Annotated in this window: 23 protein-coding genes; 20 read left to right on the top strand and 3 right to left on the bottom strand. The window is 59.1% G+C overall.

Going from position 1 to position 18,631, the window contains the following annotated elements; all coding sequences use genetic code 11:
* Positions 1-52: 52 nt before the first annotated feature.
* The 13 genes from BMH52_RS10700 to BMH52_RS10640 all read left to right on the top strand — a co-directional run bounded on the left by BMH52_RS10700 (position 53) and on the right by BMH52_RS10640 (position 11,901).
* Complete coding sequence (locus tag BMH52_RS10700; RefSeq protein ID WP_057709708.1) at positions 53-625, top strand: phage baseplate assembly protein V; 573 nt, start codon at positions 53-55, stop codon at positions 623-625.
* The gene (locus BMH52_RS10695; protein ID WP_073843666.1) at positions 622-966 is read left to right on the top strand and encodes a GPW/gp25 family protein; all 345 of its coding nucleotides are present in this window, start codon (positions 622-624) and stop codon (positions 964-966) included. The genes BMH52_RS10700 and BMH52_RS10695 overlap by 4 nt, the downstream gene beginning before the upstream one ends.
* Positions 963-1,874, top strand: a complete 912-nt coding sequence (locus BMH52_RS10690; RefSeq protein WP_073843664.1) for a baseplate J/gp47 family protein — start codon at positions 963-965, stop codon at positions 1,872-1,874. The genes BMH52_RS10695 and BMH52_RS10690 overlap by 4 nt, the downstream gene beginning before the upstream one ends.
* The gene (locus BMH52_RS10685; RefSeq protein ID WP_073843662.1) at positions 1,874-2,491 is read left to right on the top strand and encodes a phage tail protein I; all 618 of its coding nucleotides are present in this window, start codon (positions 1,874-1,876) and stop codon (positions 2,489-2,491) included. Before BMH52_RS10690 ends, BMH52_RS10685 begins: the two co-directional genes overlap by 1 nt.
* Positions 2,488-4,446, top strand: a complete 1,959-nt coding sequence (locus BMH52_RS10680; protein WP_073843660.1) for a phage tail protein — start codon at positions 2,488-2,490, stop codon at positions 4,444-4,446. Before BMH52_RS10685 ends, BMH52_RS10680 begins: the two co-directional genes overlap by 4 nt.
* A gap of 8 nt (positions 4,447-4,454) precedes the next feature.
* Positions 4,455-5,054 (top strand): phage tail assembly chaperone, encoded by a 600-nt coding sequence (locus tag BMH52_RS10675; RefSeq protein WP_057709703.1) that lies wholly within the window; start codon positions 4,455-4,457, stop codon positions 5,052-5,054.
* 110 nt (positions 5,055-5,164) lie between these two features.
* Complete coding sequence (locus tag BMH52_RS10670; RefSeq protein ID WP_057709702.1) at positions 5,165-6,340, top strand: phage tail sheath protein; 1,176 nt, start codon at positions 5,165-5,167, stop codon at positions 6,338-6,340.
* A 57-nt stretch (positions 6,341-6,397) separates the two neighbouring features.
* Positions 6,398-6,913: a phage major tail tube protein gene (locus BMH52_RS10665; protein ID WP_057709701.1), complete on the top strand. Its 516-nt coding sequence runs from the start codon at positions 6,398-6,400 to the stop codon at positions 6,911-6,913.
* Positions 6,914-6,961: 48 nt separating this feature from the next.
* Entirely contained in the window at positions 6,962-7,297 is a 336-nt protein-coding gene (locus tag BMH52_RS10660; protein WP_057709700.1) for a phage tail assembly protein, read from the top strand.
* Between the two features lie 8 nt (positions 7,298-7,305).
* On the top strand, positions 7,306-7,425 hold the full coding sequence (locus BMH52_RS10655; RefSeq protein ID WP_073843658.1) for a GpE family phage tail protein: 120 nt from the start codon (positions 7,306-7,308) through the stop codon (positions 7,423-7,425).
* Positions 7,415-10,153 (top strand): phage tail tape measure protein, encoded by a 2,739-nt coding sequence (locus tag BMH52_RS29550; protein WP_073843655.1) that lies wholly within the window; start codon positions 7,415-7,417, stop codon positions 10,151-10,153. The genes BMH52_RS10655 and BMH52_RS29550 overlap by 11 nt, the downstream gene beginning before the upstream one ends.
* Positions 10,154-10,159: 6 nt before the next feature.
* Entirely contained in the window at positions 10,160-10,600 is a 441-nt protein-coding gene (locus BMH52_RS10645; RefSeq protein WP_057709698.1) for a phage tail protein, read from the top strand.
* Positions 10,597-11,901, top strand: a complete 1,305-nt coding sequence (locus BMH52_RS10640; RefSeq protein WP_057709697.1) for a phage late control D family protein — start codon at positions 10,597-10,599, stop codon at positions 11,899-11,901. The genes BMH52_RS10645 and BMH52_RS10640 overlap by 4 nt, the downstream gene beginning before the upstream one ends.
* Positions 11,902-11,906: 5 nt before the next feature.
* On the opposite strand, the gene BMH52_RS10635 is transcribed toward BMH52_RS10640, so the two are convergent.
* The 3 genes from BMH52_RS10635 to BMH52_RS10630 all read right to left on the bottom strand — a co-directional run bounded on the left by BMH52_RS10635 (position 11,907) and on the right by BMH52_RS10630 (position 13,236).
* Positions 11,907-12,347, bottom strand: a complete 441-nt coding sequence (locus BMH52_RS10635) for a hypothetical protein (protein ID WP_134327138.1) — start codon at positions 12,345-12,347, stop codon at positions 11,907-11,909.
* 173 nt (positions 12,348-12,520) lie between these two features.
* The gene (locus BMH52_RS29185; protein ID WP_157255539.1) at positions 12,521-12,682 is read right to left on the bottom strand and encodes a hypothetical protein; all 162 of its coding nucleotides are present in this window, start codon (positions 12,680-12,682) and stop codon (positions 12,521-12,523) included.
* A gap of 215 nt (positions 12,683-12,897) precedes the next feature.
* Positions 12,898-13,236 (bottom strand): helix-turn-helix domain-containing protein, encoded by a 339-nt coding sequence (locus BMH52_RS10630; protein ID WP_057709695.1) that lies wholly within the window; start codon positions 13,234-13,236, stop codon positions 12,898-12,900.
* An 84-nt stretch (positions 13,237-13,320) separates the two neighbouring features.
* Between BMH52_RS10630 and BMH52_RS10625 the strand changes: the two genes are divergently transcribed.
* The 7 genes from BMH52_RS10625 to BMH52_RS10595 all read left to right on the top strand — a co-directional run bounded on the left by BMH52_RS10625 (position 13,321) and on the right by BMH52_RS10595 (position 18,611).
* Positions 13,321-13,521 (top strand): DNA-binding protein, encoded by a 201-nt coding sequence (locus BMH52_RS10625; RefSeq protein ID WP_057709827.1) that lies wholly within the window; start codon positions 13,321-13,323, stop codon positions 13,519-13,521.
* Between the two features lie 29 nt (positions 13,522-13,550).
* On the top strand, positions 13,551-14,021 hold the full coding sequence (locus BMH52_RS10620) for a YmfL family putative regulatory protein (protein ID WP_057709694.1): 471 nt from the start codon (positions 13,551-13,553) through the stop codon (positions 14,019-14,021).
* Complete coding sequence (locus BMH52_RS10615) at positions 14,021-14,317, top strand: ogr/Delta-like zinc finger family protein (protein ID WP_057709693.1); 297 nt, start codon at positions 14,021-14,023, stop codon at positions 14,315-14,317. Before BMH52_RS10620 ends, BMH52_RS10615 begins: the two co-directional genes overlap by 1 nt.
* Positions 14,317-14,688, top strand: coding sequence for a hypothetical protein (locus BMH52_RS10610; protein ID WP_057709692.1), 372 nt, complete (start codon positions 14,317-14,319; stop codon positions 14,686-14,688). The genes BMH52_RS10615 and BMH52_RS10610 overlap by 1 nt, the downstream gene beginning before the upstream one ends.
* 76 nt (positions 14,689-14,764) lie before the next feature.
* A complete protein-coding gene (locus BMH52_RS10605) occupies positions 14,765-14,998 on the top strand; it encodes a hypothetical protein (RefSeq protein ID WP_057709691.1) in 234 nt (77 codons plus the stop codon).
* Positions 14,999-15,010: 12 nt separating this feature from the next.
* Positions 15,011-17,728 (top strand): toprim domain-containing protein, encoded by a 2,718-nt coding sequence (locus tag BMH52_RS10600; protein ID WP_057709690.1) that lies wholly within the window; start codon positions 15,011-15,013, stop codon positions 17,726-17,728.
* Positions 17,729-17,753: 25 nt separating this feature from the next.
* Positions 17,754-18,611: a hypothetical protein gene (locus BMH52_RS10595; RefSeq protein ID WP_057709689.1), complete on the top strand. Its 858-nt coding sequence runs from the start codon at positions 17,754-17,756 to the stop codon at positions 18,609-18,611.
* The last annotated feature ends 20 nt before the right edge of the window (positions 18,612-18,631 follow it).

Below are 18,631 nucleotides of genomic sequence, written 5' to 3'. Positions count from 1 at the left end.
CTACAAGGCGACGAAGCTGCACCCGCACGCGCGTGGCGTCACCATCGCCGCCATGAACGATTTCGCCGCCTTTGCCCGCATGCTTGAAAACCTCATCCGCTTCGGCGTCATTGACGCCGTGCAGATGGAGCCTCCCCGTGTGAAGGTGAAAACCGGAGAGCTTACGACTGCCTGGCTACCTTGGATCGTGCAGCGCGCCGGAGCCGATCAGGTGTGGGACCCTCCGACCGTGGGCGAACAAGTCATGTTGTTCAGCCCGTCCGGTCAACTCGCCAATGGTGTAGTTGTCACAGGCCTTTTCAGCGACCACATCCCCGCCAATGGCAACCGCCCCGGCCTGCACCGCCGCACCTACGCAGACGGCACGGTGATCGAGTACGACAGCGTCGCCCATCACCTCAACGCAACCCTCGCCAACGGCGGTACCACCAACCTGGTCAGCACGGGCGGCATCCATCTCGTCGGCGATATCACTCATCAGGGCGATTACATCCAAACCGGAAACCAAAACGTCACCGGCACCGTGACCGTTACCACCGACGTCATCGCGGCCGGCATCAGCCTGGTCAACCACCCCCACAGCGGCGTGATGCCAGGCAACGGCAAGACGGGGAAACCAGAATGAACCGAGAAACCGGCGCCGCCATCGATGAGCTGGACCATATCGCCCAGTGCTTGACTGACATCCTCACCACCCGCATCGGCACCCGCGTTATGCGCCGCGAATACGGCAGCCTGCTGCCCGAGCTGGTGGACCACCCCTTCAATGACGTCACACGCCTGCGGGTTTATTCGGGCGCGGTCATGGCCCTGATGCGTTGGGAACCGAGGGTGAGCCTCAGCCGTGTGCAATTTATGGGTGCCACCCTTCAAGGCCAGTCAGTGTTGGACCTGGAGGGCAGCGTGGTCGACAGCAATGAACCGTTCAGCCTGAGCCTGCCCCTCCAGCTCGGAGGCAGCGTATGAACACCTTCGCCGCTATCGACCTCAGCCTGTTGCCCGCTCCGCAGATCGTCGAGCAGATTGATTTCGAGCAGATCCTAGCCGAACGCAAGACCTACGCCATCAGCCTATGGCCCGCCGAGGAACAGGCGGGCATTGCCGCCAGGCTCGAAATGGAAGCGGAACCGCTGACCAAGCTCCTCGAGGAGAACGCCTACCGGGAAACCATCTGGCGACAACGCGTCAATGAAGCGGCCACCGCCAACATGATTGCCTTCGCCAAGGGCAGCGATCTGGAGAACCTGGCGGCGAACTATAACGTCAAGCGCTTGGTAATTCAGGCGGCCAACTCCCAAGCATCACCGCCCGTCCCGCAGTTAATGGAAACAGACGATAGTCTGCGCGAGCGTACCCAAATGGCGTGGGAAGGCCTCAGCACCGCCGGCCCGCGCAACAGCTACATCTTCCACGCCCGCGCGGCAGATGGGCGCGTGGCCGATGCCACGGCGGAAAGCCCGTCGCCGGCCGTAGTGGTGGTGACCGTGCAAGGTATGTCTGTGGACGGCACGGCCGAGAACGATTTGTTGGCGGTGGTCAAAACCTACCTTAGCGATGACAACCGCCGACCGGTAGCCGACCGACTGACCGTGCAGGCTGCTCAAATCCTGCGGTACCAGGTCAAAGCCAAGCTTTATCTGCTGACCAGCGGACCAGAGACCGAGCCTGCCCGCAGTGCCGCAGAACAACGTCTGCGCGCCTATGTTCATCAGCGCCGTCGACTCGGCATGGAGGTTTCGGAATCCGCGATCCACGCCGCGCTGCACGTCGAAGGTGTGCGCAAGGTCGAGCTGGAAGGCTGGACCGATATCGTCGCTACGCTGTACCAGGCTCCCTACTGCACTGACATTCAGTTATCGGTCGGGGTGGAGTGATGGGCGCTCAGCACCTTCTCCCCGGCAACTCCACCCCTCTGGAACGCCAGGCGGCGATAGCGCTGGCCCAAATTCAGCGCGTGCCTATCCCTCTGCGCCTTCTGTGGAACCCGGATCTTTGCCCTGTCGCCGTTCTGCCCTACCTGGCCTGGTCGTTTTCCGTCGACCGTTGGGACAGCACTTGGTCTGAAGCCACCAAACGCAAGGCCATTCGTGCCGCGTACTTCATCCACTCGCGCAAAGGCACCGTCGGTGCACTGCGCCGCGTGGTCGAGCCGCTGGGCTACCTGATTGAGATTGTCGAGTGGTGGCAGGACATGCCGGAGGGCGTGCCTGGCACATTCAAGTTGAGGATCGGCGTGCGGGATACCGGCATCACCGAAGAGATGTATCAAGAACTCACCTTCCTGATCGATGACGCCAAACCCCGCAGCCGGCACCTCACCGGCTTAGCCATCAGCCTGGAAACCCAAGGCGCCCTAAACATCGGTGTCGCCGTTTATGAAGGCGACGTAATCGACGTCTACCCACCCGTACAGCGTGACGTTGAAGTCACTGGTTACATCGGTGTGGTCGGGCGTGAACACACCATAGACACCCTGGACGTGTACTCATGATCGATCAGAACTCGCAATTTATGGCGATCCTCACCAACGTGGGGGCCGCAAAACTCGCAAACGCCAATTCATTGGGGCTTCCGTGGAAGCTCGCGGCACTCGGGGTGGGTGATGCAAATGACACCAATCCCATGCCCAGCGCGACCCAAACCAAACTGATCAACGAGCGTCGTCGCGCGCCTCTGAATCAGCTCATGATCGATCCCGTAAATCCGGCTGTAATTATCGCCGAGCAAATCATCCCTGCGGACGTGGGTGGCTGGTGGGTTAGAGAGATTGGCCTGTATGACGAAGACAATGACCTCGTCGCGGTTGCCAGCTGTGCCCCGAGTTACAAGGCGTTGATGGACCAAGGATCGGCGCGCACGCTCATCGTGCGGATGAATCTCATCGTCTCCAGCACCGGCAACATTGTGCTGAAGATCGATCCCGCCGTCGTGCTGGCCACCAGGGAGTATGTCGACCTCTCCGTCGATCGGGTGCTTCCACCAAACAAGGTGCCCGGTACCTACTTTCAGGTGACGACAGACAAGCGGGGGGTGGTGCAGTCAGGCCGTAATCCGACCACTCTGGATGGTTTCGGCATCACCAATGCCATCGCCAAAGGCCAGTATGGTTTGGGTGGAAAAACCGCCCCAAATGCCCCCATTGACACCATTGGGCTACCGGGAGGCTTTTATTCTTTTGGCGATGGTGGAAGCTCCTTCGGTAACTACGTCGGGCTAATAAATGTTCCTTACGCCACGGACAGCTACGCCGGACAAATCGGTTTCGCACAAGGCAACGATGAACCACGAATTTTGGTACGGGCTGGCAAAGGGCCGAACGCATGGACTAAGACCCGTGTGCTTTGGCACTCAGGTACGTTCAATCCTGATAGCAAAGCCGACAAAGCCACAACATTAGCTGGGTATGGCATTACTGATGCGTATACCGTTACGGAGGTCAACTCCGCTCTGAACCTCAAAGCGCCGCTGGAAAGCCCGGTGTTCACGGGCCAACCACAGGTACCAACGGCAGCTGCTGGGGCCAACAATAAACTCGTCGCTAACACAGCCTTCGTGCAAAAGACGGTACAGGATGCGATTACGGCCGTTATAGACGGCGCTCCGGGCGCACTGGATTCGTTGAAGGAGTTGGCCACGGCGTTGGGTAATGATCCAAACTTTTCCACCACCATTCTGACTGCATTGAATGGCAAGGCGGCAAAAGCCACCACCTTGACGGGCTATGGGATCACTGATGCATTAGCGAAAGGACAATACGGGCTGGGGGGAGCTACTGCACCAGCGGCAGCGATTGATACGATTGGATTGGCTGGCGGCTTCTATTACTACGGGGAAGGCAATTCAGGCTTTGCCGATAATGTTGGCTTGGTCAACATACCCTATGGGAACGCTGGCTACGCCGCGCAGCTAGGGTTTCGTCAAGGATTGGAAGAGCCGGACATCTACGTCCGTGGTTGTAAGAGCAATGGAGCCTGGGGGAGAACTCGAAGGGTCTGGCACACGGGGAACCTTGATCCTTATCAATTCATGCCCGCAGGCACCACCATTGCATTTGCAGGCCCGACAGTTCCTACCGGGTTCCTTAAAGAAAATGGTGCAGCCGTTTCTCGTACCACCTATGCAAATCTATTCGCCGCAATCGGCACGACCTACGGCGCTGGTGATGGCAGCACGACGTTCAACCTTCCCGATAGCCGAGGCGAGTTTATCCGCGGTGCTGACGAAGGTCGTGGCGTTGAACCAGGGCGTACTGTAGGTAGCTGGGTCGACTCGCAGAACAAATCTCACACCCACGTTTACGGTGCACAGCACAAGACCGATTATGGTTTGAGCGCTACCGGCATCCAGGGCGTGAGCCCTGGGAAAGTGATGTATGAAACTACTGCGTCCGGTGGTGATGAAGCCCGCCCTCGCAGTACTGCTCGACTTATGTGCATTAAGTATTGAGGTTAACCATGTCTGATTCCATGTTGGTCGTATACCAAGCGCATCCAGTAACGGGTGAATACACCGGCCCGACCCAGGCCGATCCCGACCCGCTGGACGAAGGGAAGTGGCTCATTCCCGCCATGGCTTTTGCCGATGCCCCGCCCAAGCCAAAGGCCGGGTTCGCTATCGTTCACACACCTGGCGCTGATCAGGTGTGGAGCCTGGTACCAGATCACAGGGGGATGGTTTACCAGGTCGAAACAGGTGCGCCGCTACAGTGGGAAGAATTCGGCCCGCTGCCGGACAACCTCACCGCGTTGCCGTACCCTGGGCCAGGCCACCGCTGGGGTGGGAGCGACTGGATCTATGACGATGCGCTGGCTCAGGCGGGGCTCATCGCGGCAGAGCGGGCGTGGCGCGACTCCGAGATCGAGTCGGTCAAATGGCTGCGGGAACGTCATCGGGATCAGCAGGAAATCGGGGTGGACCCGTCCCTGTCTTCGATTCAGTTCCGCGAGTTGCTGGTGTACATACAGGCCCTTCGCGACTGGCCGCAGACCGCCCAGTTCCCGGTTCTGGATTCACGCCCCACAGCTCCCGGCTGGATCGCCGACCAATCGCAATAACCCCTCCGTGAACCTGTAATGCCTCTCCCTACAAGCCCCCGCGCTCGCCCAACCGGCGCGCGCGCGGCAGCCTGTGCACTGTCATTCCATCACAGCGCAGGCAACCACCCATGGCCGGTTCAGACTATCTCCACGGCGTGCGGGTCATCGAACTCAACGACGGCACCCGCCCCATTCGCACCATCCCCACCGCAGTCATCGGCCTGGTATGCACGGCTGAGGATGCAGACCCACTTATGTTCCCGCTGGACACACCTGTCCTTCTGACCAGCGTTCAAGCCGCCATCGGCAAAGCCGGTGTGAAGGGGACCCTTGCGTCCAGCCTGCAGGCAATTGCCGATCAGACCAAGCCATACACCATCGTGGTGCGGGTCAAGGAAGGCGCTGACGAAGCGACCACCACCAGCGCCCTGATCGGCACCACCACGGCCGACGGCAAATACACCGGCATGAAAGCTCTGCTCGCCGCCAAGGCCCGCGTGGGCATGACGCCGCGCATCCTTGGCGTACCAGGCCTCGACAGTTTGCAGGTGGCTACGGCTTTGGTGTCGGTTGCCCAAGACCTGCGCGCCTTCGCGTACGTCAGCGCCTGGAACTGTAAAACCAAGGAAGAGGTGGTCGCTTACCGCGAAAATTTCGGCGCCCGCGAAGCCATGGTGATCTGGCCAGACTTCCTCAATTGGGACACCGTCACCAGCAAGACCGTTACCGCCTCGGCAGTTGCACGCGCCCTGGGCCTGCGGGCGAAGATCGATCAGGAAACCGGCTGGCACAAGACTCTCTCCAACGTTGCCGTCAACGGCGTGACCGGTATCAGCGCCGACGTGTTCTGGGATCTGCAAAACCCGGCTACCGATGCCAACTACCTCAATAGCAACGAGGTCACGACCCTGATCAACGAGGGCGGCTTCCGCTTCTGGGGTAGCCGTACCTGCAGCGACGATCCGCTGTTCGCCTTCGAAAACTACACCCGTACCGCGCAGATCCTCGCCGATACCATGGCCGAGGCGCACATGTGGGCTGTGGACAAGCCCATGCACGCCTCCCTGGTGCGGGACATCCTTGAAGGCATCAACGCCAAGTTTCGCGAGCTGATCGCCCAGGGCTACCTGATCGGCGGCAGCGCCTGGTACCCGGAAGATATCAACGACAAGGACACCCTCAAGGCCGGCAAGCTGACGATCGATTACGACTACACGCCTGTGCCGCCGCTGGAAGACCTCACCCTGCGCCAGCGCATCACCGACCGCTACCTGATGCAGTTCGCCAGCCAGATCAACGGCTAAACCGGGGCTCCCCGCGAGGGGAGTTGACCCGTTGCCAAATACCCGGAGAAGACCGCCATGGCTATGCCACGCAAACTCAAGAACCTCATGTTGTTCAACGACGCCAACATCTACAGGGGGGTGGTGAAGTCCATCACCCTGCCCGTGCTCGGCCGCAAGATGGAAGCCTATCGCGGCGGTGGCATGAATGGCCCGGTCAAGGCTGACCTAGGCTTTTCCGACGACGGTATCCAGTTCGAATGGAAGACAGGTGGCCTGGATCTGATCAGCCTGAAACAGTTCGGTATGGCCAACGCGTCCGGTGTGGCCTTGCGCTTTGCAGGTGCCTTTGAGCAGGACGATACGGGAGAAGTCAGCGCCGTAGAAATTGTCGTCCGTGGGCGTCATGAGTCCATTGAAATGGGCGAAGCAAAGCCAGGCGAGGACACTGAGCACACCATCAAAACAACCTGCACCTACTACAAGTTGACCGTCGACAACGAAGAGATCATCGAAGTCGACCTGCTCAACTTCATCGAGAAGGTTGATGGTGTCGACATGCTGGAGAAACAGCGTAACGCCCTCGGCTTTTGATAGCCCCACCGCACCATAACCGTTTGCCCATCACTAGGAGCTTTACTCATGGACACCGCAGCTACCGCACAGACTGACGTTAAACCATTGGTCGACGACAACACCGTTATCCTCGATACACCGATCCGTCGTGGCACAACCACCATCGACAGCATCAGCCTGCGCAAGCCAAACTCGGGCGAACTGCGCGGCGTTAGCTTGGCCGAGTTGCTGAACATGGACGTTGCCAGCCTCCTCAAGGTGCTACCGCGCATCAGCACCCCGACCCTTACGGCCGTCGAGCTTGCCGGCATGGACCCTGCCGACCTGTTCATCCTCGGCAACAAGGTGTCTGGTTTTTTGTTGCAGAAGCAACTGAAGACGGATGCATCCCTCGTTGCGTAGAAGACGCTATGGCCGATCTGGCCGTGGTTTTTCACTGGGCGCCGGCTGACATGGATCAGCTGGGCCTGCAGGAACTGATGGACTGGCGCGAACGGGCGCGTATTCGGAGCAGCGTCGATGGCAAATGATTTAAAACTGCGGGTGTTGCTCGACGCCATCGACAAAGCCACAGGCCCGTTGAAGAAAATCACAGGGGGCAGCACCGAAACGGCCCGCGCACTCAAAGCCGCCCGTGACCGCCTGAAAGAACTCAACACCCAGCAGAAAGATGTGAGCGCCTGGCGCTCCCAAAAAACTGCCGCCGACGAAACCAAGCAATCCCTGGACGCCGCCCGTGAACGAGTTAAAGCCCTCAGCCAGCAATTCGCCGCGACCGGCGCCCCGACCAGAGCAATGACCAAGGACTTTCGCGCAGCTGTGCGCGAAGCCCAACGCCTAAAACAAGAACACCTACAGCAAGGCATACAGCTCCAGGGGCTGCGGTCCAAGCTTTCCGATGCAGGCATCGGCACCAAAAATCTTAGCACCCACGAACGTCAGTTACGTGAGCAGATCAGCGCCACCAACAACAGCATTGCAGAGCAGGGGCGCCGTCTGCGAGCCCTGAACGCCAATCAGGAACGCGCGGCAAAAACCCGGGCACGCCTCGACAGCACATACAGCGGGCGCAAGCAGTTCGCCGGCAACGCTGCTATGGCAGGCGCCGCCGGTATGGGCACGGGATACGCCATCGGCCATGGCCTTTACGCGCCTCTACAAGAGGGTAAACAGTTCGCGCTTGAAGAAAACCGTGTTGCCGCCCTGGGCCTGGGCAAGGAAGACACCGGCAAGGCGATTGAGTTTGCCAAGCGCATGAAAACCTACGGCACCAGCGTGACGGAAAACCTAACGTTGGTTCGGGATGCAATGACGGTGTTTGCCGACGAGCATGAAGCGGAAATGGTTGCTCCCACCTTGGCGAAAATGAAGTTTGCCAACCACGCGATGTACGGTGAGGAAGAAGGCTCTGAGAACGAACGCAAGTTCATGGATATGCTCAAGGTGATTGAGCTGCGCGGTGGCCTGGCCAGTAAAGAAGCGTTCATCAATCAAGCCGATATCGTGCAGCGCATCCTTACCGCCACCGGGGGCCGTGTTGGGCCGAATGAATGGCTGAACGTGATCAAGACCGGCGGTGTAGCGGCCAAGGGCATCAAGGACGAAGCGTTCTACTACCAGATGGAACCGCTGGTGCAGGAAATGGGTGGCCATCGTGTGGGTACAGCGATGATGAGCGCCTATTCCAACATCTACCAGGGCAAGACCACCAAACGTGCGGCGAACAATCTAGAACAACTGGGCCTGGTCGACCCGGCCAAGGTCAAGCATGACAAGGCTGGGCAAATTGCTTTCCTCGACGTCGGTGCGATCAAGGGCAGTGAGCTGTTTCGCGAGAACCAGTTCGAGTGGATGGAGAAAATCCTGCTGCCGCAGCTGGCCGCCAAAGGCATCACGGACAAGAAGCAGGTGCTGGATAGCATAGGCAGCATTTTCTCCAACCGAACCGCCTCCAACCTGTTCGCGCAGATGTACTTGCAGCGTGAGCAGATCCACAAAAATGCCAAGCTCAATGCCGGTGCCGACGGCATCGACCAGCTCTACGACAAAGGCATGAACACCGCTCAGGGTGCTGAGCTGGAACTGCTCGCACAAAAAGCCAATGCCTACCGGGAAATGAGCGACGCGATTCTGCCCACCTACGTCGAGGCGCTGAAAAGCATCACCGCAGCGATCAAGGGCGTCACCGCATGGATGAAGGAGAACCCTGCAGCCGCCGCTGCCATGACGAAAACCCTGATGGTGGTCGGCGTGCTGGCGGGTGTCTTCGGTGCGCTAGCCTTGACCCTGGCCAGCTTGATCGGCCCCTTTGCCGTGGTCAGCTACGGCATGGGCTTGTTCGGCCTCAAGAGCGCCGGGGTGGTTGCCGTCGCCCAGCGGCTGTTCCCGACATTGGTTGGCCTCGCCAAAAACGCGTTCCCGATGCTAATGCAGGGCATTCGCTTGCTGGCCGTGACCATGGGCGGCGCGCTGCTGACAGCAATTCGGATGGTAGGCATTGCCCTGTGGGGCCTTGCGGCTAATCCGATCGTTCTGATCATCGCCGCCGTTGTCGCCGCAATTGCCGGCGGCGCCTACTTGATCTACCGGAACTGGGACGCAGTGAAGCTATATTTCAGCAACGCCTGGACGGAGATCAAGGCCGGATTCGATGGCGGCATCGGCGGCATCATCGCCACGCTGGTGAACTTCAGTCCGTTGGGGCTCGTGTACCAAGCCTTCGCCGGGGTACTGAGCTATCTGGGTATTGAGCTGCCGTCACGGTTCACCGAATTCGGCAGCATGATCGTCAATGGGTTGGTGAACGGCTTGATATCCGGCATGGGCCTGGTGAAAGACACCATCGTATCGATCGGAGACTCGACCATTGGGTGGTTCAAGGAAAAGCTCGGTATACACAGCCCATCGCGGGTGTTTGCGGAGCTGGGCGGCTTCACCATGGCGGGACTGACACAGGGGCTCGAAACCGGTGAAGGGGGGCCACTCACCGCACTGAGCAAGTTCAGCAAACAATTCACTGCCGCCGGCGCAATGACCCTGGGCACGATGAGCGGAACGGCGCTGGCAATTGATGACCGCCCGCCCATCAGCGCGATGAGCAGCCCCACTTACGACAGCCACGATCAGTACGAAATCAACATCCATCCCGGTCAGGGTATGGATGCCATGGCAATTGCGCGGGCCGTGCGTGCGGAACTGGCCCGTGTTGAGAGCGAAAAAAACGCCCGTACACGCAGCAAACTGTCAGACCTGGAGTAACCCCGCATGATGCTCGCCCTCGGCATGTTCGTGTTCAGCCTCTCAACCGCCGCCTATCAGGAACTGCAGCGCCAAACCGAATGGCGTCACGCCAGCAACAATCGGATCGGTGCCGTACCCGCGCGGCAGTTCCTTGGGCGTGGCGACGACACCATCACGCTGCCAGGTGTGATCCTGCCTGAGCTGGCGGGCAGCGGCCTCAGCCTGGACGCCATTCGATTGATGGCTAACACCGGCAAGGCCTGGCCTATGGTCGAAGGCAGCGGCCGCATTTACGGCCTATGGGTGATCGAAAGTCTGAGCGAAACCAAGACTATTTTCTTTAGCGACGGCACGCCTCGGCGCATTGAATTCAGCCTGTCCCTCAAACGTATCGATGATGACCGGATCGACCTACTGGGCGCCGGTACCGCCGTCGGCGTGAATATCCTGCGCAGGTTGCTATGATCGACGCCGCCCTTTCCCGTGTGACCGGGTTTCTAAAAGACACGGTCGATCGCTACAAACGCGATGCGGCGTATCCGGTACCGGCTTTTCGCGTGACCGTCGACGGCAACGACATCGCCCAACTCATCAGCCCGCGGTTGATGAGCCTTGAACTGACCGACAACCGCGGCATCGAAGCCGATCAGCTCAGCATCACCCTCAGCGACCACGATGGATTGCTGTCGATTCCCCCCAAGGGTGCGGTGGTGCGGTTATGGCTGGGCTGGAGTGACACCGGCTTGGTCGACAAAGGCACCTACACCGTCGACGAGATCGAACACAGTGGTGCGCCGGATATGCTGAGCATCCGCGCTCGCTCGGCAGATCTACGCAAGGCCCTCAAAACCAAACGCGAGCGCAGCTGGAGCAATACCACCCTCGGCGACGTCTTGGGCGATATCGCAATAGGCAACGGCCTCACCGCCACCATTGCCGGTGCGCTCGACGGTCTGCCCATCCTGCAGCTCGATCAGGCGAACGAATCTGACGCCAACCTGATCAGCCGCCTGGGTGAAGAGTTCGACGCGGTGGCCAGCGTCAAAGCGGGATGCCTGCTGTGCATGCCAGCCGGTGGTGGCAAGACCGCCAGCGGCCTGGACCTGCCCCACATCACCCTCACCCGCGCCGACGGCGACCAGCACCGCTACCTGTTGGCTGACCGCGACAGCTACGACGGTGTGCGTGCCTACTTCTACGACGTGAACAGCGCCAAGAAGCAGGAAGCCATTGCCGGCGGCGGCGAAAACCTCAAAGACCTGCGCCACACCTACAGCGACAAGCAGTCTGCCCTTCGTGCTGCCCGGGCGGAATTCAACCGCCTGCGCCGTGGCAGCGCGACCCTCAGCTACACCCTGGCGGTGGGCCGTCCCGATCTGATCCCGGAGCTGACCTACACGCTGCAAGGCGTGAAGGCTGAAATCGACGAAATCATCTGGTACGGCGGCAACGTGCAACACAACCTCAGCCCGGACAACGGCTACACCATGAGCCTGGAGCTGGAAAGCAAGTTGCCGGAAGACACCGTCGATGACCTGGCGGTGGAGAACAAACTGGATTACACCGGGATCATCGCCTACTACCGTGATGACAAAACCGGGAAAGAGAAAACTATGACGGCCGGGGACCAGGATAAGCCTCGGCGTCTGCTGTGGCTGTACGCCAACAAGAACACGGCCAAGCGGGCTGTGGATCGGGAGTGGAAGCGGCTTCAGGCGACGAAGGCTGAAACGGGAGGCCCTGCGGACGGCGGGGCCAAGGTGTAGGAAGGTTACTCGGCGAACACGGTAATGGTCGTGCCACCACCGTCACGGGCAAAGGCCTGGCATTCGATGGCCAGTCCTTTTTGCTCGACGGTCGCAATCTCGCTATCGTCTTTCAGTGCCTGTTGGCGGCATTGCTTGGACGCCTTCACCACTTCGGCAGCGGAGCGTTTTGATACCAGGCCGCCAGTACGGCCGACAAGGTCATAAAACGCTTGATCAGGGGCTGGGCCATCCCAAGTAACAGCAACGTTGGGAGCACCCAAGGCACAACTGAGCGACAGCGCGATATTCGGACCGTCACGATACTCGGTGGTTTGTTTGCCCTCAGTTTGCTTGACCTGGGAAAGGTGGCGTTCCTGCTGGAGCGCAGCGAGAACATCGTCGCAGGGTTCTGCCAGGGCGTTTGTGGAGAGTGCAAACAGCATCAGGCCGGTGAAGGCGCCCATCAGTACGTCAGTTTTCACAGCATTCCCTCTATGGATCATTCCTTGAGACCGTCGGATCTTTGGTATTGCCAAAGCACATAGGCTATTTGGCAATCACTAATTCGGCAATAGCGCAAGCCTCATACTGGCAGCATCAGCCTCTTTAAAAAGCCCGGCGAACCGGGCTTCCCCTCCTACTGAGCGTTCAAGAGTGCATCAATAAAGCGCAGCACGTCGTTCCGGTGTTCCTCGCTCAACTGCCTGAACACCTTCACCAAGTGAAGCTCCGCGTGTGTAAAACGCTGTTCTTCACCGCTTGCGGTTTGATTGGTCTCTGCATCGCTGTTCACCAACATGTTCTACTCCCTTTACAACACGTAACGGGCGCCCGGCACTATCGGTAGTGCCGTCGAAAACACCCGGCGAACGAGCGATTCTCAGCATGTTTTGGTGTGCCACCACCCCCGCCATGCAAAAAAGGCAACGAACACTTTGGGCAGAGAAATAAGTCAGTGCAGTCCACAGGAACTAAGGCCGATTGGCCGCCGCAGACCTAGAACGAGACAAAAGTTTAAGTAGTAGTAGAGATTGCTAAAGCGCTCGTCAGCCTCTGGACGGATGCTTTATCGCCCTCCGATAGGGATCGGTAGTTTTCTAGAATTCGAGACTCAGCACTGTCAATCCCATCTTTCGACAGCAAGGTCTTCGCGCCTGTCAGCACGTACTGAATGTCCACACCCGCTCTCTCAAGAGCCGCCAGGTATCGCAAATCGGGCGAATTAGCGCCCTGTTCGTAAGCCTTCTGTGTCCCTCGGCTGACACCTCCGAACGCCCCGAAATCAGTCTGACTAAGGCCCAAACGGTCGCGCTCTTCTTTTAGGCGATCGCCCACCCCATCAGAAATGTACATTTTTATGAGCAATCCTTATTGACTTGTATATTTTTCTGTTCAAAAATGCCCTCACACAAACACGAACGAACACACATGAACACTATGCCCGCCCCTCTGACACCCGAGCAAGCCCGCGCAGCTCTTGACCGCAAGGGCGTCAGCATTGCCGAGTTCTGCCGTACATATGAGTTGAACAGAAATTTGGTCAGTGACCTGCTTAACGGCCGCAAGAAAGGTCGTCGTGGCGAAGCACACCGGGCGGCGGTATTGCTCGGGATCAAAGACGGCGTGATTACAAACTAGGGCCTCTGGCTCCAAGGGGATACCAGAAGATGAAACGCCCAGTTCTAGACAGCAGAAAAAGCGTCGTCATGGCCGTGATCGGTGCCTACCCTGGCGGTCGGTCGTACGCCTCGGCAGACCTCGGCATGCCGATTAAGAAGTTCGACAACCAGGCCTACGGAAATGCAGGTAGTCGCCCGCTGACCGACGAGCATATTCACCGCCTGGAGAAGGTTGCCGGTACCACCTTCCTACCGGACTACATCGCCTCAATGTACGGCGGCATGTTCGTACCGCTGAGCCTCCCGGAAACCCTGGACAACGTTGAGCTGTACACCCGTTCGCTCAAAGCCTCGGCCAAGCGCGGCAGGGTTGACCAGATCATGTCTGCGGCCCTGGATGACGGAGTCATCGAAAAGCGCGAGGCCGACGCAATCATCGCCGCCCTGGTCACCTACATGTCGGCTCGTTACGCCGAGGTGTTCGCGACTATCCAGCTTTACAGCCAGGGAGCTGTCTAGTGAGTACTTACAAACTCGTCTGCCCTTGCTGCAACAGTTCTATGCGCATCCGTACCTCCGAGGGGCAGACGCCTTGCTTCCGCTCGATGTACTCGGAATGCACCAACTTGCTGTGCGGTGCCACCTTCTCCGGGTCGTTGGTTTGGGAATATCAGCTCAGCCCGTCCGGCATTGAGCGGCCCCTGACGGTTTTGCCCACGGCTCCCACAAAGGTTCGGCTACTTGCACGTCAGAACCTCAAGTCGAAAAACGATCAACCCGATCTGCTGGACCAACTGGAAATGGAGCGCGCGTGATGAACCTCGATCAACAGACTCATGACTACCGCAGCAGCATGCAACAAGCTGCTTTCGCTTACCTGCAACGCCACGAGGCTGAACACCTGGTGGATTCCGATTTGCTGTTCGATCGCTGCATTCGCCACCTGACACTTGCGTTGGAAGTTCCGGTGTTCATGGCGCCAAAGCTTGTTCACAACGCTTGGACTGAACTGCAAATGATCAAAAAGCGTCGTTGGATCGGCGTCGACTGGGCCACCGGGGCTGACAGCACCCGTGTACACCTGGTGGACGTTCTCGCAGATCAACGCTTCCCAGTTCCGGCTCGCTTTCTGCCGCAAAAAATGCTCGACCAGCGCAACGCCGTACACAAGCCACACCCTCAGTAACGCTTCCTTTTAACCCCCCGCCCTGCCCCATTCCCAATGGGTTTGGGTGAGCTTTGCCCGCAATCCGAGGTGGACCATGGAAATCGACATCGCCATCACCGCAAAACTGCCCCGCGACCAGGCAGAGGCCCTGCTACAGGACCTGCGCGCGCAGTACTCGGCGCAGCTCAACGAGCACTGGTATGACGATCGGTTTCGCATGATCCCCGAGGGTTTGCGGCACGGCTCATTGCTGGTGGCCTTCCCCGGGTTGGCAGCAAGAAAAAGCCTGATGGGCGCCCTTAAACACAGTCTCGACGAAGCGAAGTAAGCCACGATGGAAATGAAAGAAAGGCTGCGCGCCGACGTCATCCAACGCATTGAGCGGGATTACCAGCTCAAGCACATGCGCGGCACCGAATATATGCGTAAGGGTGTTTGCCCTGCCTGTGGCCAGAAGACCCTCTACACCTTCTACGACTCGCCCTGGACACTGATCTGCGGACGGCCGGAAAAGTGCGACCACCGCGTCCATGTGAAGGACGTTTACGACGACTTGTTCAACGACTGGAGCAAGACCGCCCCGTCGACGCCAGACAACCCCCAGGCCACGGCACGCGCATACCTTGAATTTGCACGGGGCTTCAAATTTGAGCTGATTGCCGGTTGGTTCACCCAGGAAAACTACTGGGATGGCCGGCTAAACATCGGCAGCGCCACGGTACGTTTCGCCCTGGAAAAGGGTGGGTACTGGGAACGGCTGATCGATCGGCCAGATCGCTTAGGCAAGATGAAAGCGCGCTTCCGCCCCACCGGCGATGGTTTGTCCGGCTACAAAGGCGTCTGGTGGTGCCCGCCGAGCGTCGACCTGCTGGAAGTCGACGAGCTGTTCATAGTAGAGGGAATTTTCGACTCCATTGCACTGGTGCACAACGAAGTGCCAGCCGTGTCGATGATGTCCAGCGCTCCCTGCCCCATCGACTCACTCAAGGCCCTGGCCAAGCTGCGCCACGACGCCGACAGGCGCTTGCCGGTACTTGTGTGGGCATTGGATAACGAGCCCGTCGCCAAGGCCAACATGCGCCGCTGGGCGAAGGAAGCGCGCGAGCTGGGCTTCACCTGCAAGGCTGCGGTGATCCCACAGCCCAATGGCAAAAAGGTTGATTGGAACGACCTGCACCTACGGTGGAAGCCGATCGAGGGCGACGACAAGCGTGCCGAGCGGATCGAGCAGGATCTGGACGAAGCCCGTCACCACGGCGATTTGCTGCTGGCTGACTCGGCTGAAGAAAAGGGGTTCCTCATTTACCTGCGCGACGAGCGCAAGGAATTCAACTTCACCTTCCGCAAGCGCCTTTACTGGTTTCGGCTGGACCTTGAGCGGTACGACCGTGCCATGGCCGATCTGGAGAGTTCAGACCGCCATGAGGACCAACTGCTCAACGACGACCAAAAGCGCTACAAGGCACTGCGCCAATCCGGATCAGTGACCAGCATCGCCAACTGCAATTTCCAGGCGCTGTATTACATGCGCAACGACCTGACAGATGAAGCCTGGTACTACTTCCGTATCGAGCGCCCGCAGGGGCCGGCCATCAAAAGCACGTTCACGGCCAAGCAACTCACGTCAGCACCTGAGTTCGCGAATCGTCTCCTGAACGTCTCCAACGGCGCGATGTTTGAGGGCAGTGCGCAGCAACTGAAACGAATTCTGGCGCCCCAGCTGGACTGCCTGAAAACCGTCAACACCATCGAATGGATCGGCTACAGCCGCGACCATGGTGCCTATGTTTTCAACGACCTGGCCTTTCACGGCGGCAAGGTGCAGGTGCGCAACAAGGAAGACTTCTTTGACCTCGGCAAGCTGAGCATTAAGTCGCAGAGCCAGTCGCCTGTGTTGCACATCAATACCGACCTCAATGCCTACAACGAGGGTTGGTTCGACATCTACTGGCGCTGCTTTGGCGTACAGGGCCTGGTGGTGCTCGCCTGGTGGCTGGGCGCATTGCACGCGGAGCAAATCCGCCAGATCCATAAGTCACTGATGTTTCTGGAGCTGGTGGGTGAAGCTGGCTCGGGCAAAACCACCTTGGTGGAGCTGCTGTGGAAGTCGGTCGGGCGTACTGATTACGAAGGCTTCGACCCGTCCAAAGCGACGGCCGCAAGCCGTGCGCGTAACTTCTCGCAGGTCAGCAACTTGCCGGTGGTGCTGATCGAGTCCGAGCGCGAGCAGAAGGAAGGCCAGCCGGTTAAGCACTTCGACTGGGACGAACTAAAAACCGCCTACAACGGCCGCAGCGTTCGCTCCACGGGCGTGAAAAACAACGGAAACGACACCCACGAACCGCCCTTCCGCGCCGCCTTGCTGATCGCTCAGAACAACCCGGTGAACGCTTCGGAACCGATCCTGCAGCGTATCTGCCATGTGCATCTGACACGCGAGCACCACACCCCGGAAACCAAGCAGTACGCCGAGCAACTGGAGCGCATGCCGATGGACAGCATCAGCGGCTTCCTGGTCAAGGCGCTGCAACGTGAAGCTGAAACCATGCGGCTGATGGAGGAAAACACCTCCGGCTACGAGCAGGAGCTGCTGGCCCAGCCTGGCGTGCGCACTGTGCGTATAGCCAAAAATCACGCCCAACTGCGCAGCCTGGTGGATGCACTGGCCGGGGTCGTGCCGCTCGGCGAGCGTCGCAAGGCCCTCGCACATGCCGAAATCAGCCGTATGGCCCTGGAGCGGCAGCAGGCAATCAACGCCGACCACCCGACCGTGCGCGAATTTTGGGACCTGTACGAATTCCTCAATGGCATGGACGAGAAAAGCGCGCTCAACCATGCGCGGCGCGACGGCCTGATCGCCGTGAACCTCAACGAATTCGTGGAGATGGCCGCCAACAAGCGGCAGCAGGTTCCCCCGCTGAGCGATCTGAAGCGCCTGCTCAAGACCAGCAAGTCACCCAAGTTTCTGGAGTCGAACAAGCCCGTCAACTCGGCGCGCCAGGTCGACGCCTTCGACAAACCGAAAACCATTCGCTGCTGGGTATTCCAGGGCGTGTAACCACCGCAACAACAGGAGCAGCACAATGCAAAACGAACTCAAATCAGCCATTCGCTTCAATGATTTTGTCGCCTACTTCGGCGCCAGAGGGGTAGTTGCTTTGGCCTGGTGGATGGGGGCTGCGCATGCCGCCCGTATTCGTGAAGACCAGAACAGCTTCCCGTTCCTTCAGATCAACGGCGCCGCCGGCAGCGGTAAGTCGCTGATGCTGGAGTACCTGCAAAAGTTGAACGGCCAAGCCCCTTATGCACATTCGCTGTCCCACGCTACCCAGGCCGCACGGGCTCGCATCTACGCCAACGCAGAACGGCCGATCGTCATTTGCGAACACCACGGTGAGCCAGAACAACCCTTTGATATTTGCGAACACCACGGTGAGCCAGAACAACCCTTTGATTGGGATGAACTGAAGCCGCTCTATAGCTCCGGCGACGTCATCAACCAGGAGGGAGGTGATCGGACCCAGCGCGTGACCTTCAAGGGTGCTCTCGTGATCACTGCAAACCAACCGTTGGAGTGCAGTGAGGCGGTCCGCAGTCGAATGGTTGTGGTCGATCTTTCAGGAGCCGACGCCCATACGCCCAGAATCCGGCCCGAGGCTATTGGCGACCTCAACGCAGACGAGGCAAGTGCATTCGGTATCAAGGTGGCTCAGGCAGAAGACTGGATTTCCAGCACCATTAAAGTTTGTTTGCCCGGCTACCAGGGGCAGCTAATGCACAAATACGGGCCAGGCCTGAACGCGCGCACCGCACTCAACTGCGCGCAAATGCTCGCTCTGCTCAACCTGCTTTGCTCTCTTCTCGCGATCCCGCAGGACGTCCAGCTTGAAGCCCGCAAGGTGGTTCACGACATCGCTTTCCTCGACACCATTCCTTATTGATCAGGCCTTCGAAAGGAGAA

Source organism: Pseudomonas sp. BTN1 (assembly GCF_001907715.1).
Classification (GTDB): Bacteria; Pseudomonadota; Gammaproteobacteria; order Pseudomonadales; family Pseudomonadaceae; genus Aquipseudomonas; species Aquipseudomonas paracarnis.
The sequence above is the reverse complement of the archived record's forward strand: the minus strand, read 5'-3'. Positions and strand labels throughout refer to the sequence as shown.

Excerpts from the sequence above, each read along its gene's own strand:
- BMH52_RS10700 (WP_057709708.1), top strand. The coding sequence starts at position 53 with ATGAACGATTTCGCCGCCTTTGCCCGCATGCTTGAAAACCTCATCCGC.
- BMH52_RS10695 (WP_073843666.1), top strand. The coding sequence starts at position 622 with ATGAACCGAGAAACCGGCGCCGCCATCGATGAGCTGGACCATATCGCC.
- BMH52_RS10690 (WP_073843664.1), top strand. The coding sequence starts at position 963 with ATGAACACCTTCGCCGCTATCGACCTCAGCCTGTTGCCCGCTCCGCAG.
- BMH52_RS10685 (WP_073843662.1), top strand. The coding sequence starts at position 1,874 with ATGGGCGCTCAGCACCTTCTCCCCGGCAACTCCACCCCTCTGGAACGC.
- BMH52_RS10680 (WP_073843660.1), top strand. The coding sequence starts at position 2,488 with ATGATCGATCAGAACTCGCAATTTATGGCGATCCTCACCAACGTGGGG.
- BMH52_RS10675 (WP_057709703.1), top strand. The coding sequence starts at position 4,455 with ATGTCTGATTCCATGTTGGTCGTATACCAAGCGCATCCAGTAACGGGT.
- BMH52_RS10670 (WP_057709702.1), top strand. The coding sequence starts at position 5,165 with ATGGCCGGTTCAGACTATCTCCACGGCGTGCGGGTCATCGAACTCAAC.
- BMH52_RS10665 (WP_057709701.1), top strand. The coding sequence starts at position 6,398 with ATGGCTATGCCACGCAAACTCAAGAACCTCATGTTGTTCAACGACGCC.
- BMH52_RS10660 (WP_057709700.1), top strand. The coding sequence starts at position 6,962 with ATGGACACCGCAGCTACCGCACAGACTGACGTTAAACCATTGGTCGAC.
- BMH52_RS10655 (WP_073843658.1), top strand. The coding sequence starts at position 7,306 with ATGGCCGATCTGGCCGTGGTTTTTCACTGGGCGCCGGCTGACATGGAT.
- BMH52_RS29550 (WP_073843655.1), top strand. The coding sequence starts at position 7,415 with ATGGCAAATGATTTAAAACTGCGGGTGTTGCTCGACGCCATCGACAAA.
- BMH52_RS10645 (WP_057709698.1), top strand. The coding sequence starts at position 10,160 with ATGATGCTCGCCCTCGGCATGTTCGTGTTCAGCCTCTCAACCGCCGCC.
- BMH52_RS10640 (WP_057709697.1), top strand. The coding sequence starts at position 10,597 with ATGATCGACGCCGCCCTTTCCCGTGTGACCGGGTTTCTAAAAGACACG.
- BMH52_RS10635 (WP_134327138.1), bottom strand. The coding sequence starts at position 12,347 with ATGGGCGCCTTCACCGGCCTGATGCTGTTTGCACTCTCCACAAACGCC.
- BMH52_RS29185 (WP_157255539.1), bottom strand. The coding sequence starts at position 12,682 with ATGTTGGTGAACAGCGATGCAGAGACCAATCAAACCGCAAGCGGTGAA.
- BMH52_RS10630 (WP_057709695.1), bottom strand. The coding sequence starts at position 13,236 with ATGTACATTTCTGATGGGGTGGGCGATCGCCTAAAAGAAGAGCGCGAC.
- BMH52_RS10625 (WP_057709827.1), top strand. The coding sequence starts at position 13,321 with ATGCCCGCCCCTCTGACACCCGAGCAAGCCCGCGCAGCTCTTGACCGC.
- BMH52_RS10620 (WP_057709694.1), top strand. The coding sequence starts at position 13,551 with ATGAAACGCCCAGTTCTAGACAGCAGAAAAAGCGTCGTCATGGCCGTG.
- BMH52_RS10610 (WP_057709692.1), top strand. The coding sequence starts at position 14,317 with ATGAACCTCGATCAACAGACTCATGACTACCGCAGCAGCATGCAACAA.
- BMH52_RS10605 (WP_057709691.1), top strand. The coding sequence starts at position 14,765 with ATGGAAATCGACATCGCCATCACCGCAAAACTGCCCCGCGACCAGGCA.
- BMH52_RS10600 (WP_057709690.1), top strand. The coding sequence starts at position 15,011 with ATGAAAGAAAGGCTGCGCGCCGACGTCATCCAACGCATTGAGCGGGAT.
- BMH52_RS10595 (WP_057709689.1), top strand. The coding sequence starts at position 17,754 with ATGCAAAACGAACTCAAATCAGCCATTCGCTTCAATGATTTTGTCGCC.